Annotated in this window: 10 protein-coding genes and 1 tRNA gene; 4 read left to right on the top strand and 7 right to left on the bottom strand. The window is 53.9% G+C overall.

Features of this window, described 5'->3' with window-relative positions; translation table 11 throughout:
- Positions 1 to 128 precede the first annotated feature (128 nt).
- Positions 129 to 1,295 carry a hypothetical protein gene (locus tag QGH09_10130; protein HJO18544.1) on the top strand — a complete coding sequence of 389 codons (1,167 nt, stop codon included), beginning with the start codon at positions 129 to 131 and terminating at the stop codon, positions 1,293 to 1,295.
- Positions 1,296 to 1,316: 21 nt separating this feature from the next.
- Here QGH09_10130 and rnc read toward each other — a convergent pair whose 3' ends face one another.
- Positions 1,317 to 2,288 carry a ribonuclease III gene (rnc, locus tag QGH09_10135; GenBank protein ID HJO18545.1) on the bottom strand — a complete coding sequence of 324 codons (972 nt, stop codon included), beginning with the start codon at positions 2,286 to 2,288 and terminating at the stop codon, positions 1,317 to 1,319.
- A 282-nt stretch (positions 2,289 to 2,570) separates the two neighbouring features.
- On the opposite strand from rnc, the gene QGH09_10140 reads away from it, so the two are divergent.
- A complete protein-coding gene (locus QGH09_10140; protein HJO18546.1) occupies positions 2,571 to 3,188 on the top strand; it encodes a YqaA family protein in 618 nt (205 codons plus the stop codon).
- Here QGH09_10140 and cutA read toward each other — a convergent pair.
- Complete coding sequence (gene cutA / locus QGH09_10145; protein ID HJO18547.1) at positions 3,153 to 3,512, bottom strand: divalent-cation tolerance protein CutA; 360 nt, start codon at positions 3,510 to 3,512, stop codon at positions 3,153 to 3,155. The genes QGH09_10140 and cutA overlap by 36 nt on opposite strands.
- 565 nt (positions 3,513 to 4,077) lie before the next feature.
- Between cutA and QGH09_10150 the strand changes: the two genes are divergently transcribed.
- Positions 4,078 to 4,154: transfer RNA gene (locus QGH09_10150), tRNA-Met, on the top strand.
- Between the two features lie 81 nt (positions 4,155 to 4,235).
- Complete coding sequence (locus QGH09_10155) at positions 4,236 to 4,862, top strand: LysE family transporter (GenBank protein ID HJO18548.1); 627 nt, start codon at positions 4,236 to 4,238, stop codon at positions 4,860 to 4,862.
- Here QGH09_10155 and QGH09_10160 read toward each other — a convergent pair.
- From QGH09_10160 to QGH09_10180, 5 genes are all read right to left on the bottom strand, one after another.
- Entirely contained in the window at positions 4,839 to 6,596 is a 1,758-nt protein-coding gene (locus QGH09_10160; GenBank protein ID HJO18549.1) for a bifunctional transaldolase/phosoglucose isomerase, read from the bottom strand. The two genes, QGH09_10155 and QGH09_10160, sit on opposite strands and share 24 nt — an antisense overlap.
- Before the next feature lie 123 nt (positions 6,597 to 6,719).
- Positions 6,720 to 8,042: a heterodisulfide reductase-related iron-sulfur binding cluster gene (locus QGH09_10165; protein ID HJO18550.1), complete on the bottom strand. Its 1,323-nt coding sequence runs from the start codon at positions 8,040 to 8,042 to the stop codon at positions 6,720 to 6,722.
- A 31-nt stretch (positions 8,043 to 8,073) separates the two neighbouring features.
- The gene (locus tag QGH09_10170; GenBank protein ID HJO18551.1) at positions 8,074 to 9,348 is read right to left on the bottom strand and encodes an FAD-binding oxidoreductase; all 1,275 of its coding nucleotides are present in this window, start codon (positions 9,346 to 9,348) and stop codon (positions 8,074 to 8,076) included.
- The gene (locus tag QGH09_10175) at positions 9,348 to 10,796 is read right to left on the bottom strand and encodes an FAD-linked oxidase C-terminal domain-containing protein (GenBank protein HJO18552.1); all 1,449 of its coding nucleotides are present in this window, start codon (positions 10,794 to 10,796) and stop codon (positions 9,348 to 9,350) included. The genes QGH09_10170 and QGH09_10175 overlap by 1 nt, the downstream gene beginning before the upstream one ends.
- A 294-nt stretch (positions 10,797 to 11,090) precedes the next feature.
- Positions 11,091 to 13,940: a c-type cytochrome gene (locus QGH09_10180; GenBank protein HJO18553.1), complete on the bottom strand. Its 2,850-nt coding sequence runs from the start codon at positions 13,938 to 13,940 to the stop codon at positions 11,091 to 11,093.
- Positions 13,941 to 13,943 lie beyond the last annotated feature (3 nt).

Consider the following 13,943-nt stretch of genomic DNA (forward strand, 5'->3'; position numbering starts at 1 on the left):
ACCTTCTGAGACCAAGCTTAAGAGCCCCAAGATCGACAATAGCCATGAATCTTAACCAAGACGTTCGGGAGTTGCCAACATTAGAAACAACAAAGGCAGGCCTCTGCGAGCGCTATGCGAGAGTGTAGATGATTAGCGGACGGACGTCCGTCGAACGGCGCGTTCTTTCGGCGCTTGAAGCGACTCCGGCACGCGTACCAGTCGTACTCGGACCGTGCGGCAGCGGTCGCACCAGTTTCTTACTGCACCTCCGGCAAACGCTTGGGGCAAGCCGCTGTCAGTATGTGGACGTCGAACAAATCGCCACGACACCTGAAGGATGTCTGCACGCTCTCACCCTTCATTCACGATTTTCTTACCCGCAGCAAACAGTCTCTTCTGGTAAGAATGGGTCCGCGGGAGAGGCGTTCCGAGCGACCTTGGCCTTTCTGGAGTCAGCTCGGTCCGATAGTGGTGACCCGGTAGTGTTTCTGTTGGATGAGGCACTCGAATTTAGGACTTTTGATAGCTTTCCTGGCCTTCGCTCGGTACTCCGGGACCTAATCCAAGCCCTTCCAACCAGCAGGAACCGCTTTGTACTCAGTACGAGGTTTGTAAGTCGGGCGCATCACCTCTTACGAGATGCGTCGGCCGAATACGAGGTAATTCATATGCCGCCACTGTCGGTGGCGGAAATTGCTGACAGCCTCTCAGACAAATACGCGCCCCAAAACTCACTGGACCGAGCAGAACTTGCACGATCGGTGCACGCTCTGACGGGAGGGCGACCCAGTTACGTCGAACTTCTTGACGGTGCCATGCGTGAGCTCGGGGCACGAATCGGTAACGACCCGGTTGCAGCTCTAACTAGCCAGATGCAACGAGGGGCGCAACTGTGGGAACGCTGCCACTTTTATTATGAGCTTCGCGTAAACCGTGCCCGCGGCTACGGTTCTCTAAAGGCCATCCTACAGGTGCTCGCACAAGAAGAACCCCTGACGCTTACCGAGATTGCACAGCGTCTCCTTCGAACACCCGGCTCAACAAGGGATTACCTATCTTGGCTAGAAGACGTCGATCTGATTTCGATGCGACAGAAGCGGTATGCCTTTACAGATCCCCTTCTTCGCCTGTGGGTGAGACTTCACTGTCGCATGGAACCGCCGAACAAGGAACAGTTAGGACAGGAGGTGCAGCAATTTGCCCACGCCGTAATGCCTAGTGCGGAACCCTCTCAAACTGTGGTTGCCGGACACGACACCAGTCGCAATTGGGGCCTCGTCGAAACAGACCGAACTATGGATAGTGCAGAGTGATCTGTCGTTGGAAAGTGAAGGTTAGGCACTGTCAGATTTGAGCTGTTCCAGAGCGCATGCGGCTGAGCGTTGCTCGGCTTCCTTTTTGCTGCAACCCTCCCCTCGGGCGGCAACCCTGTTTCCAACCTGGACAGCCACAGTAAAGACCTTGCGATGATCTGGGCCTGCCTCGGTTACCACAGTGTAGATTGGTAACGACTCGCCATGGGCTTGAAGCCATTCCTGAAGCGCTGATTTATGATCATTAGTGAGTATCGTCGGCCGATCATCTCGGCGACGTTCACTAATCATGGTTGCAAATTGACACTCAATGAACGCACGAACCGGCTCAATGCCGCCATCAAGAAAAATCGCAGCAACCACCGCTTCGTAAGCATTAGCGATTAGTCTTTGCTTCGTCCGACCGCCTGACCTTTCCTCACCTTTACCGAGCAATAAGAAATCACCTAATTGCAAGGTCGTACCTAACCTAGCAAGAGTTACAGATGACACAAGTAACGCCTTCATCTTCGACTTGTCGCCCTCGTCCCGATCGGGAAACTTGCGAAAGAGTAATTCAGCAACAACGGCGCCCAATACCGCATCGCCCAAGAACTCGAGTGACTCGTTGTCGAGTGCGCTACTGCTAGGGTCGTCGTGTGCATGCGAGCGATGCGTCAATGCATTCTCAAGAAGCCCGCGATCGCTGAACTGGTAGCCGATTACCGTTTCGAGTTTTGCAAAATCCTCCACCCCAGTTCGTTCGGCACTAGTCTCAACAGATGCCTCCATGATCTTACGAGCTTCAGTGACATCCCCAGAATTGACCCTAACGAGGGTGGTCGGCTTGTTGCCACCTTTCAAACCTGCCAACGCACCCAGCTTGTCAGAAGTTATGATCGCCTGAATACCATGGCTTTCAAGCAGCGCCCGCACAATAGTCGCTTCCGCGTCTGATGACGTCGACAGTACAGAAACAAGGTCGTCGCCTGAAACCTTTGGATTACTTCTCACGATCGTGTTAGGAAAGCGTCGTTAGAGCCCATCTATACCAAAGTGTCTAACATGAAAAATTTTCAAATGACACATCAAAAACAAATGGTAAGCCACGACGATTTGAAACTGGAATATATCAGATGTATCGTAACCACCACAGCAAGTGGTAGCCATGTACCATTAACGGCTCCGGCTCCATAAGAATGACCGATGAACTTATCGAGATTTCAGTATCTATCAAGAATATTAGCGCGTCCTAGATCAGTCGACTAAGGGCAACTAGATAGTTAGTTAATCCACATGTTGATAATTGGCATTTTGCGGCTACCCCGTCAGTGGCTGCGGGCACTTTATGACTGGACGATGAACTGGGCCGACACCCCAGTGAGTCTAATCGCCTTATTCGTCCTTGCAGTAGCCGAATCATCGATCTTCCCAATTCCGCCAGACGTTCTACTGATTGCTATCATCGCCGCAAACCCTCGGCGCTGGCTATTTGCTGCGGGGCTTTGCGCCGTCGGCTCCGTGGTTGGAGCCGCGATCGGCTACGTTATTGGGTCCGCTTTCATGGCCACGATGGGTCAGCCGATCATTAATTTCTACGATGCGCATTCGCAGTGGGAACAGGTCGTGGAAATCTACAACGGGTATTGGGGGATGTGGTTTCTGGCAGGCGCCGCTTTCACTCCAATCCCTTTCAAAGTCGCTACGATCGCAGCAGGGGCAACCCGAATGCAATTCTGGAGATTCTTGGGAGTCAGTCTCGTCGGACGATCAGCTCGATTCTTCCTTGTCGCAACGATCCTCAGAATATTCGGAGCAACAGTCCGTCACACTATTGAACGACACTTCGATCTGGCTGCGGCACTCTTTCTCATCCTGCTAATTGCCGGGTTCCTCGTGATCCAGGTTTTGTGATCGGATAACAGAGGCGCTCACCCAATTCAGATACGCCTGACTTCCACCGACAATAGGAATTTCAAGTAACTCAGGAATCTCATAAGGATGTGAGCTCTCTAGCCTGGTACGGAGGGCAGCCAATCGACCCGTGGTCGTCTTGATAATGACCTGGTGTTCCGTTCCCTGCTTCAACTGCTCCTCCCATCGATAGAGCGACCTCATCTTGGGCAGAACATTGACACAGGCCGCAAGCTGGTCTCGAACCAGCATCTCCGCAAGCTGAACCGCCTGATCCTCCGTCGGCATTGTTGTCAGCACAACCGCATACGCTTGCTCAGTCACTGTTTACCCTCCATAAACCGTTAGGACTATTCCTCTCGGATCATCGATCCGATAAATAGCCTGTACGGTCTTTCATAACGTGCGATGCCAAAAATTGAATTGCCCCTCGCGCCGCAGCAAAACGCCCGATTGAAGTCTTCGCCTCCTCGCAGTCGGCGAGCGGTACTTTTTCTACTATTGTTCCTAGCCTGCATCCTACTTGCTGACAGTCTTATCGGCGAGCGTGGATTATTTGAGGCCAACCGTAAACGACATCACCAAGCCACTCAGAAAGAAGAAATAGTAAGACAACGTCAGGAGAACTCCAGATTGCAAAAGGAGGCAGAACGGCTCACGAACAGCGAACCACGCTCAATCGAGGCGATCGCACGTGATCAACTTGGTTTAATTCACGAAAACGAAATTCTCTTCATTATCAGAGACGTAAAACCATCGTTACAAGAACCACAGTAAGGCTTGTTACACTCTTCTCAAAAAGCTATTCTTTGACCCTTTGAAACAGCGCATGTTAACATTTTGTGCAGAGTGCCGTGCCTAACCAATCGGCCTCTTATCTGAAACCTGTCGCGGGGTGGAGCAGTCCGGTAGCTCGTTGGGCTCATAACCCAAAGGTCGGGGGTTCAAATCCCCCCCCCGCAACCAACCTGTTTGTCGGGTTACGAAAAGTAGCCGTGGCCCGTTCTTATTTTTTTTCGAACCGTCTGTCGACGGGTGTTTCTGTAAGTGATCGCTGAAGGTTGGTCCTACCTGATAACCGGTATCGTGCTCGGATTGGCGGGCGGGTTTGCGCCTGGGCCCGTCACAACCCTGGTTATTGCGCAAAGCCTCAGGTACGGACTTCGGGAAGGTCTGAGAATTGCAATCGCACCGTTGCTTACTGACGCACCAATCGCTGTGGCCGCACTATTCGTCATCGGTCAGCTTGAGGATACTGGTCCAGCGCTGGGCACCATCACACTCATGGGCTCCGCATTTCTCATCTACCTAGCTTATGAGAACGCCTTCGCACAACCGCCCCAAACAACTGCAGTGGTCGATCTTCCGAGATCACTGCGGAAGGGGATCGTCACAAACTTGGTCAACCCAAATCCATATCTCTTCTGGTTTACGATCGGGGCTCCAACCGTAGTTGAGGCTTACCCAAATGGAGTCTTCGTTGGCTTGTTTCTTGCAGGTCTCTACGCTGCGTTAATCGGGTCAAAAGCAACCTTTGCGGTTGTGGCGGCTAGAGGCCGATCTCTGCTAACTGGGACAGTCTACCAATACGCGCTCGTAGTATTGAGTTTGATACTCTTCATCCTCGCTCTAAAATTCGCCCGCGATGGCCTAGGTTACCTTGGAGTTCTTTGAATCACTCGCCCCATGAGCAAGTGCCCGGTGAACGATGCGCTCCAACTTCGATAGGCCAGTCGCTACGTCGGCACCTAAGTGAATACGTATTACACGGCGTTTCAGTTCACTCAAAACGACGAAGTCACCTCGCGCCTGTGCCATGTTTAACGCACCGAATGAGTAAGCCAACCCAGGAATCGGTAAATCCACTGTATCGTCAGCAGTGACCTCCAGAAACACGCCGGTATTTGGCCCACCCTTATAGAACTGACCAGTGGAATGGAGATATTGTGGCCCAAAATTGAGGCAGGTAGCGACTTTCCGAACCTCTCGAACGGCGTGCCGAATTCGGCTAAGCACTTCAGTGTTGATGAGATTCATATCAAGGTAGGCTAGAAGGGCGAAGTAGTCACCCAAGCGGAGATTGTCTAAGTGAGCCCGCATCAGCCGATCCACTGAGTCTGTTACACTCCGGAGTGTCACCAGATACTGGTCATCGGCGAACATTCGGAGTCCGTGACCCTCAGCGCATGGCTTTTCCAGCGATAGAGACCCGCGAGATTCTAGCTGGTCTGTGAGTGTCTTTGTTGCGACCTTGCCCATCTCCACATCGGGCTGATTGAACGGATTGACCCCAAGTACAACACCGGCAACGGCAGTCGCGAGTTCCCAGCGAAAGAACTCTTGACCCAAATCGTAGACGTCACGTAATTTGATCCGTACGATTGGGTGTCCCGCAGACTCAAGACCGCCAACAGGACTCACTGACCCTTGACCATTTTCCGAGTCAAGTTCTAGCGACACAAATAGTCGGTCGTCACCATAGTCCTCGGGCGAACCCACCGACTCCCCATCTACCAGGATGAGGCCCCGTCCCTCCTTCCCGGTCGACTCCCCAATTAGTTGCTCCAGCCAGGACCCGAACGCCTTGACTCCAGAAGATGCGATGAACGTAACCTTGTCCCGTCCATCAGCGCCGGCCAGAGCAAGCGCAAGACCAAGCTGAACACCAGGATTGTTCTCAGCAGACGATGTCGGACCGCACTCTTGAACCATCTCAGCCGCTCGATTCAGTAGCCGGCTGACATCGAGCCCAAGGATTGCAGCGGGCACCAAGCCGAAATCCGATAAGGCCGAAAAACGCCCGCCTATGCTCGGCAGTCCATGGATTAGCATCCGGAATCCGTCCCGTTTTGCGATTGCCTCCAATGTCGACCCAGGGTCGGTGATGGCAATGAAATGCTCACCAGCCCTTTCACCAGCCTGAGCCTTCACGCGATCAAGGAAATATTGATAAAGAAGATTCGATTCGATCGTCACCCCCGACTTACTCGCAACAATGAAAAGCGACCGCCGAGGGTCGAGTGCCGCCTCAAGCCGAGTGATTTGAGTTGGGACTGTTGAATCAAGAATGTGCAGTTTGGGACGACCGCCTAGTCCGGTGAAGCTCTCAACAAGCACCTTAGAACACAGGCTCGAGCCACCCATTCCAAGAATGACAACGTCCGTGAATTCTTTTGCTGCCATTCGAGCAAGTGCGTCAAAGTGAGCGAGGCGCTCTTGTTGCAGGGCAACAATATCCAACCAACCTAACCACTTCGTCTCATCACCACCGGTCCACAACTTGGCGTCTTTGGCCCACATCCTTGCCACCAAAGCTTCGCCTTGCCAGCGAGTAGTCTCTTGGCACATCGCGTCATGAAATCTACCGGAACCGGAAATACGCTGTCGATTGGGATCTTGGGTACTCATACGATGGTCCAATCCCTAGCACGGACACTTCGATCACTTCGTAACACCATTTTCCTGATGCCTACAGCGTTAGTCTCAAATAGGTTAGTGTGGAGCGGACAACAACTACCAGCCCCTTGGGATCTAGAGTATCTGGTTACGAATCGAGGCGTCGACAAGTTGAATCGGATGCACAAAACGCATATCCCGACCAGCGCCACGGGCCGCCGCCACGAGTTGCAGTAAGCAACCAGCATTCCCAGTCGCCACAAAATCAACATCAAGGGCAGACAGCGCCGCCACCTTCCTCGCGCCAAGCACCTCGCCTGCCTCTGGTTCAACCAAGTTGTAAATCCCTGCACTGCCGCAACACAACTCCCCTTCACGTGATTCTTTGAGTGTCACACCCGGGATTGCTTCAATTAGGGAGCGGGGCTGCACGTGTACACCCTGCCCGTGGACTAGGTGACAGGCATCGTGGTACGCAACACGAGCCTCCAAGCGGTGACGAGGGGCGCGTGCTGGTCCAATCTCGGTGAGTAATTCGCTTACGTCACGGACAGAAGCACTGAAAGACTCCGCGCGATTCGCCCATTCCGGGTCATCGGCGAGAAGTCGTCCATACTCCTTCATGGCCGAACCACAGCCGCCAGCGTTCACTGCAATCCGGGCAACGCCGGTTCGTTCAAAGGAACCAATCATGCGGCGTGCGAACACTTTAGCCTCGGACTCGCGGCCAGCGTGTAAAGATAGTGCTCCGCAACAACCTTGCCCAGCCGGTGCAATAACCTCACACCCTTCCGCTGAGAGCACTCGCACCGTTGCGCGATTGACCTCGCCAAAGAACACCCGCTGTACACATCCTGTGAGTAATCCCACAGTGCTGCGACAGGAGCCTTCGGCTGGAGTCCGCTCCGGCTGGGGGTCACTGCACCCGGTATTATCAGGAAGGAGTCTGAGTAAAGCACGCGCACGTGCTGGGAGACGGTTCAGCCAACTGCGAGATTCGAGCCGATTTCGGAAGCGCGTCAAACCCATTAACGGAAGCGCCACTAGGCGGAGCCGCTGTGGATAGGGCAAGACAGCGAAGAGTATCGAGCGAAACAGCCGATCATGGAACGGACGGCGAAACGATGTCTCGACTACGGCTCGAGTCCCCTCAATAAGTGGCCCATACTGGACTCCTGATGGGCATGCAGTCTCACAGGCGAGGCACCCTAAACAAGCATCCATACGCTTAACAAACGGGTCGGCGACCGGCACGCGCCCTTCTGCTTCAGCCTTCATCAGATGCAGTCGTCCCCGTGGCGAGTCCATTTCTTCGTCCCAGAGAACATAGGTGGGGCAGGTAGGCAAACAGAACCCACAATGGACGCAGGCCGAAAGTTGTGATTCGCGATTAGGACTGCCAGAGGTCACAGATATCCGCTCCACACGGGTGAGCCTGAACCAAGTTCCCCGGGGCACTCCGTCATGAGGCTGAAAACGCTCCTCAGATTCAGATCGCTTCGGTTGGCCATTGTCCTGGACTCAGAATGCCATCCTGATCGAACTGCCGCTTTACAGCAACCATTACACGCCTTGCATCACCTAAGGGTCCCCATGCATCAATGTTCGCACGCAACTCTGGTGTCCCCCGAAGCAACACGACATAACCGCCGCTTGACGCTAACATGCTTCTCAATTCCTCAACGATTAACCTCGACACTCCCGCGTCAGTTCCGAGTCTGGCGTGCAATACCCCGATGCCTGCACGCCCCGCAACACAACCATCTGAACCATGGCGCCTCAAGAGAATGCTGAATTTGTCCAAAATAGCTGGAATGTCCGTCTGCAAGAGCCCGATCCGACAAACGTCCCCGACTCTGCCCCAAACAATGTCGTGATGGTATCTCCAGCACTCCACCTCAGCTGACCCGGTCAAGATGCTAGATTTCACACCACACCGATGCCATAATTCCACTACCTCCACTGCCTGTCGCTCAGAGGCATGCTGGGACCCCTCGAAGCGCGCCAGGAGCGAAAACGGTGGCCCTTGGACCTCCAGGGAACTTGGCACTAACTGGCTCGCTGTGACAGCGCTGACCGCTTTCCTGACCGTTACAGAATCCAGACCTTTGGCAACAGCGGTCCTCGACCCAAGAGGTAGAGGTGCCAACTTGAAGGTCGCTTCTAGGATTACACCAAGTGATCCGAATGAACCCGTCAGCAGTTTTGACAGGTCATATCCAGCCACATTCTTGACGACGATGCCACCAGCTGAAGCCACCTCGCCGTCGGCCCGGACGAACGTGACACCTAGAATTAGGTCACGCGGCGCCCCATAACGATGTCGCCGTGGGCCTGAATCATTGGTCGCCACGATCCCGCCGACGGTCGCAAGGTCGGGGTGCGATGTATCCAATGGCAACCACTGATTCTGACGCTGCAACAGATTGTTGACGGATCGTAGAGACGCTCCCGCTTGTACCGTGGCAGTCAAGTCACCCTGCCGATGAGCTACAACCGCGTCCAGCCGACAAAGTGACAACAAGAGATCGATCCTTGGAGGAGAAGTGCCCCATTCAAGCTTCGTACCGGCACCCGTAGGCAGGACACCGAGACGATGGTCGGATGCCAAACGAAGGATTCTTGACACGCCAGCTGAATCTTCAGGGCAGACTACGACCGAAGGGATCACACCAGCTACCGCCGATTCAGGTGTGCCAACTTTGATCGCTTCATCACCGATCTCGTGCGCAACTAACGCAGCCAATTCCTCAGCCTTAACCATCAGAAGCGCTCTGCTAGCCCCGCCTGCTCGACAGGATGGGCCCGGTACGGCCCAGGCACTTCGCCACAAAGACGAGGAGTCGGGAAAATCTTCCTTGGATTGCAAATGCCGGTCGGATCGAACGCGAAACGGAGAAATTGCATCGTTTCCAGATCGACCTCGCTGAACATTTTCGCCATATGTGCGACCTTGTCAGCCCCAACACCATGCTCACCCGTAATCGATCCACCAGCCTCAAGGCAGTAGCGGAGTATCTCTCCGCCTACTTCGGCCGCAAGTGCCGACTGACCTTCCACTGAGGCGTCATAACAAATTAGTGGGTGAAGGTTTCCATCACCAGCATGAAACACATTGCCGATACGCAACCCCGAACTCTGCTCTAGCGATCTGATCCGTTGCAGTACTTCCGGAAGCTTAGTGCGCGGAATAACACCGTCCTGAACGTAGTAATCTGGCGAAACTCGTCCCATCGCGGCGAACGCAGCCTTCCGCCCTGTCCAGAATCGTGAGCGTTCCTCTGCATCACCAGCTACTCGCACCTCACTCGACCCGGAATCACGGCAAATTGCTTCAACACACTGAGATGTTTCATCCACCTCGACTTCGGGTCCATCGACCTCAATGATAAGCACGGCCTCTGCCGGAGGGAATCCTGGATTGACCGCCGCCTCAGCTGCCTCTATCGTCAGCCTATCCATCATCTCCGCTGCTGCGGGAACGATGCCAGCAGCAATAATTCCCGAAACCGCTTTACCTGCCGAATCAATGGACTCAAACGCTGCCAACAAAGTTCGTACTGACTCGGGCACGCGCAGTAGTCGAAGTATTACCTTGGTCACAATTGCCAGCGTTCCCTCAGAGCCGACCAAAGAACCAACTAGGTCGAATCCTGGAGTGTCGACCACTGGTCCACCAAAGTGGACTAGCGTGCCATCCGGAAGAACGGCTTCAAGTCCAAGTACGTGATGCAAGGTGAAACCGTATTTCAAACAATGTGCCCCACCAGAATTCTCAGCAACGTTGCCACCTATCGAGCAAACCTGCTGTGAGGAAGGATCCGGTGCGTAATAAAGCCCGAAAGGTGCCGCACGCCGGCTAATATCGAGGTTGGTGACGCCGGGCTGGACAGTCATCCGAAGGTTCGAAGGGTCAACATCAAGAATCCTATTAAGCCGTGTTAAGACGATAAGAACCCCATCCTCTTCCGGCCTCGCCCCACCAGAAAGCCCAGTCCCATTCCCACGAGCAACGAACGGCACCCCGGCGTTATGGCAAAGCCGGACAACGTCTTGTAATTGATCGGTGTTCGAGGGAAGCACGACAACGCCAGGCACTGCACGAAGGGAGCTCAACGCATCGCATTCGTAGACAATTCGATCGGTGAACTCCTCCACGATACCAATGTCATCTACAACCGTTCGTAAAGATTGAATAAATGAGGAGTCCATGTGTCGGATGACCAAATTCTACTATCGTGCTGCATTCCAAGGCGAGCACGACAATAACTTCTTCCCCATCGGCACCCAGAAGAAGCACGGAAAAAGAACTCTCACATCGCGGTGCTTAGTGAAAACAGCGCAACGACTAGAACAAGACGGTCGCCCAATCTCTGGGTCCCTACTTACAAGGGCCACGTAGCCGAAGGCCACATGCAATCGTTCGGTGAAGCTCACCTGGCCAGATGCACACAGGGCGCGGTTCTACCGCGCCCTGTAATCATACCGTCGGGAACTCGACTACTTTTAGGGCTCGTCGCCAAGCTCAACCACCGGTTCCACTGGTCGTGGTCCACCGTTGAATGTCAACATATGGTCCCTAATCGAACGGATCTGTTGGTCGGCGTTCCGGTCAAACTGAGGATAAAACGCTTCGGGGTAATCCGGCCAGAAAGCCGGCATACGAGTACCTGGTTGGATACTCTGCGGGTCACGGATCCAGTCAATGATCCAATCTGCTTGAAGTCGATCCGGTGTCATCCGCAAGTCTGGCGCCAAGTTCTCAGTTGGTTGGTCCGCTGGAATCTCGTCGAGAACGTGGCATTGCTGACACCTAAGAAGGTCAAACAGTTCGCTGCCAGTTGCCACAGAACCACGCCGAGACGAAACGACCGAGTGCGGCCGAAATTCGCCCAAAGTCTCTGAGATTGCACCGAAATAGTCCAACGTCTGATTCCAGTGTTCATCTTCGAGATCAAAGGTCGGCATCCGCACATCCAGCCATGGCCTGATCGTAATCGGCCCTTTGAGGAAAGCGTAAAGCCAATCAGATTGAACCTTGGCACCCTCCGGTGTCAGCAAGGGAGGCGCTAACGAAGGATCGGCAACGAGTGCCTGGTAATCACCGCCATCATCTTCAATCTGGTGGCAGGCAACGCAGTTCCGACGGCGAACCAATGCCCGCCCAACCCGCAAACCGTCTTGTCTAGCCGAACCTTGCACCAAGGCCGCCGTTGGCTGGACATCACGCTGAAAACTCATAATCGCCGTGGTTAGGAGGTGCACTTCCTCTGGGCTGAATCCGTAATTCGGCATCCGAAGCTTCTCTAGCGGTTGCAAAACTCGGTTCTGGTCGTAGACCCGTGGGTCCTTCAGCTTATTTTCGAACCATTCAATCTTCGTATGCGGGATATCTACGAACGCAAAATCGAGTTGCGTAAGCAATTTGGTGCCCTCTTCAGACAGCTCAATGCCTATCGGCCGCACTTCCTCAAAACCAGCGATGTCATGACAGCTGAAACAGCCATAGCGACTGATGACCTGCTCGCCCAACTCAAGCGTTCGTTCCTCGCCCGACATACCCGCTATCGTCGCTTCCGCCTCAGCCGTTGGTACTACCGCCTTGAGATAATCAAGAAGTACCGAGTCTGCATAAGCTTGGTCGTAGGTCGCTTCCGCCTCTCGCGGTTGCCCACCACCAAGAGTCAGTAGATAGGCCGCTACGTCGGCGGCTTCCGGATCGGTTAAACGCAGGTTGGGCATGAAAGTCCCTTCACTGTAGTGCTGGGGATTCCGAACCCAATCGAACACCCACTCATAGCTCGTCTTACTACCGATGTTTTGCAAGGCCTGCCCAAATGTTCGTCGCGGTCCCGCTTCCTCTCGCGTTTCATCACCAGTGACGTGGCAGGCAAGACATCCGACTGATTCAACAATCACCTGCCCATTGGCACTGTCACCACGGGGTGGAGTCGGAACTGCATACGAATACTCCTCAGAGTTCGCAAACAGGTAAGCAACAACGGCATCGATTTCAACTTCGTTTCGTTGAGCATCCTCAGGCGACGAAGTATTCGAGTTGTACCAGACACGTGGCATCCAGGTCGTCGGCTTAACCGCGCGGGGATCGCGAATCCAGTCAGCCACCCATTCCGGTGTCAGCTTTGACTCAATCTTAGTCAAGCTTGGCCCTGGATTCCTCAGGCCCTCAAAACCACTTGACTTGTGACAGGAGTAACATCCCGCCCGCTCATACAAACCGTAAGCTAAATTGAGCACATCAGCCTCAGGAACGTACACCTCTTCGACGTGACACTTTGCGCAGGAAGCCTCAGCCATGCCCGTAGGTAACATCGGATAGTCCCAAAGATGGGACTCTGCCCAATCGTAGGACTCCTCCCACTCGTGCTCTTGCTGCTCGTTCACCGGAGTGTGTGACACATCTTGGAAACTAATGGACTGCGGCATGCCTTCATGACAAACAGTGCAGCCTGTTGTCTCAAGCGGATGCGGCGAAGCACTGCCGACGTACACGTCGAGATTTGGATGCGTTGTGAAGGGCTGAGGATATTCTTCATAGCCCTCCCGATTGATGGCCAGATGGCACGTCATGCACCGGTCCATCTTCGGCACCCTTGTAAAATTCAGATCATCAAAAACGTTTGGCGTAATAACCTGCTGCACTCTGATGGTTGGCGCCATAAAGTCAAGAAGTGGCGCGTTAAGAAAATAGTCATCTACCAAGCTCGGTGCCAAGTCGACCAAGCGCTGCTCCAACCGAGAAGTCTCTGTTGTCAGAGCCCGAATCTGGTCATCAAGATCAGTAACACCCTGCTGCACTTCAGCAATCTGGCTTCTCAAACCGTCTCGCTCAGCGGTTAACTGTTCAACTACAAGCCCGAGTTCGAGCCACTCACCGTACTGCGCCTCGATTTCCGCCTCTCTGGCGACATAGCTTTCAGGGTCGCCCTCACGGCGGCCAACCTCGAAAGTGTACTTATCTACATCGTAAGTCGCCTTCGCGAACTGTGCCCTCTGGGTCGCAAGCGTCAATCGCGCATCAAGGTCAGCCAATTCATCTTCAAGAGGCGCAATTTGTCCTTCTTGAGTAGCGAGCTCCTCCTCCGCCCTGGCTCGGTCAGCTTGCAACTGTTCCAAGACTGTTGAATCGATATCGGCATTTGCCGCCTCGAGGCCGAGTCGCGTTACTTCAGTCTCGAGCTGAACGAACCGTCGCTGATAGTTCTTCCACTCACGGTCGTAGTCATCCCAGACCATCCATAAGACTGAGACAAAAAGAAAGATGCTTGACGCCGCAAAAACGACGTTCAGGAGGTCGATGTTGTAGGCGTGCCCAACGGTCCGCTTGTCAGCCATATC

It is taken from the genome of Vicinamibacterales bacterium (genome assembly GCA_036012125.1).
Taxonomy (GTDB): Bacteria; Acidobacteriota; Vicinamibacteria; order Vicinamibacterales; family UBA823; genus UBA11600.

What these genes read in the sequence shown, in the direction of transcription:
- QGH09_10180 (HJO18553.1), bottom strand. Translation starts at nt 13,940, where the DNA reads ATGGCTGACAAGCGGACCGTTGGGCACGCCTACAACATCGACCTCCTG.
- QGH09_10140 (HJO18546.1), top strand. Translation starts at nt 2,571, where the DNA reads ATGTTGATAATTGGCATTTTGCGGCTACCCCGTCAGTGGCTGCGGGCA.
- QGH09_10175 (HJO18552.1), bottom strand. Translation starts at nt 10,796, where the DNA reads ATGGACTCCTCATTTATTCAATCTTTACGAACGGTTGTAGATGACATT.
- QGH09_10170 (HJO18551.1), bottom strand. Translation starts at nt 9,348, where the DNA reads ATGGTTAAGGCTGAGGAATTGGCTGCGTTAGTTGCGCACGAGATCGGT.
- QGH09_10130 (HJO18544.1), top strand. Translation starts at nt 129, where the DNA reads ATGATTAGCGGACGGACGTCCGTCGAACGGCGCGTTCTTTCGGCGCTT.
- QGH09_10160 (HJO18549.1), bottom strand. Translation starts at nt 6,596, where the DNA reads ATGAGTACCCAAGATCCCAATCGACAGCGTATTTCCGGTTCCGGTAGA.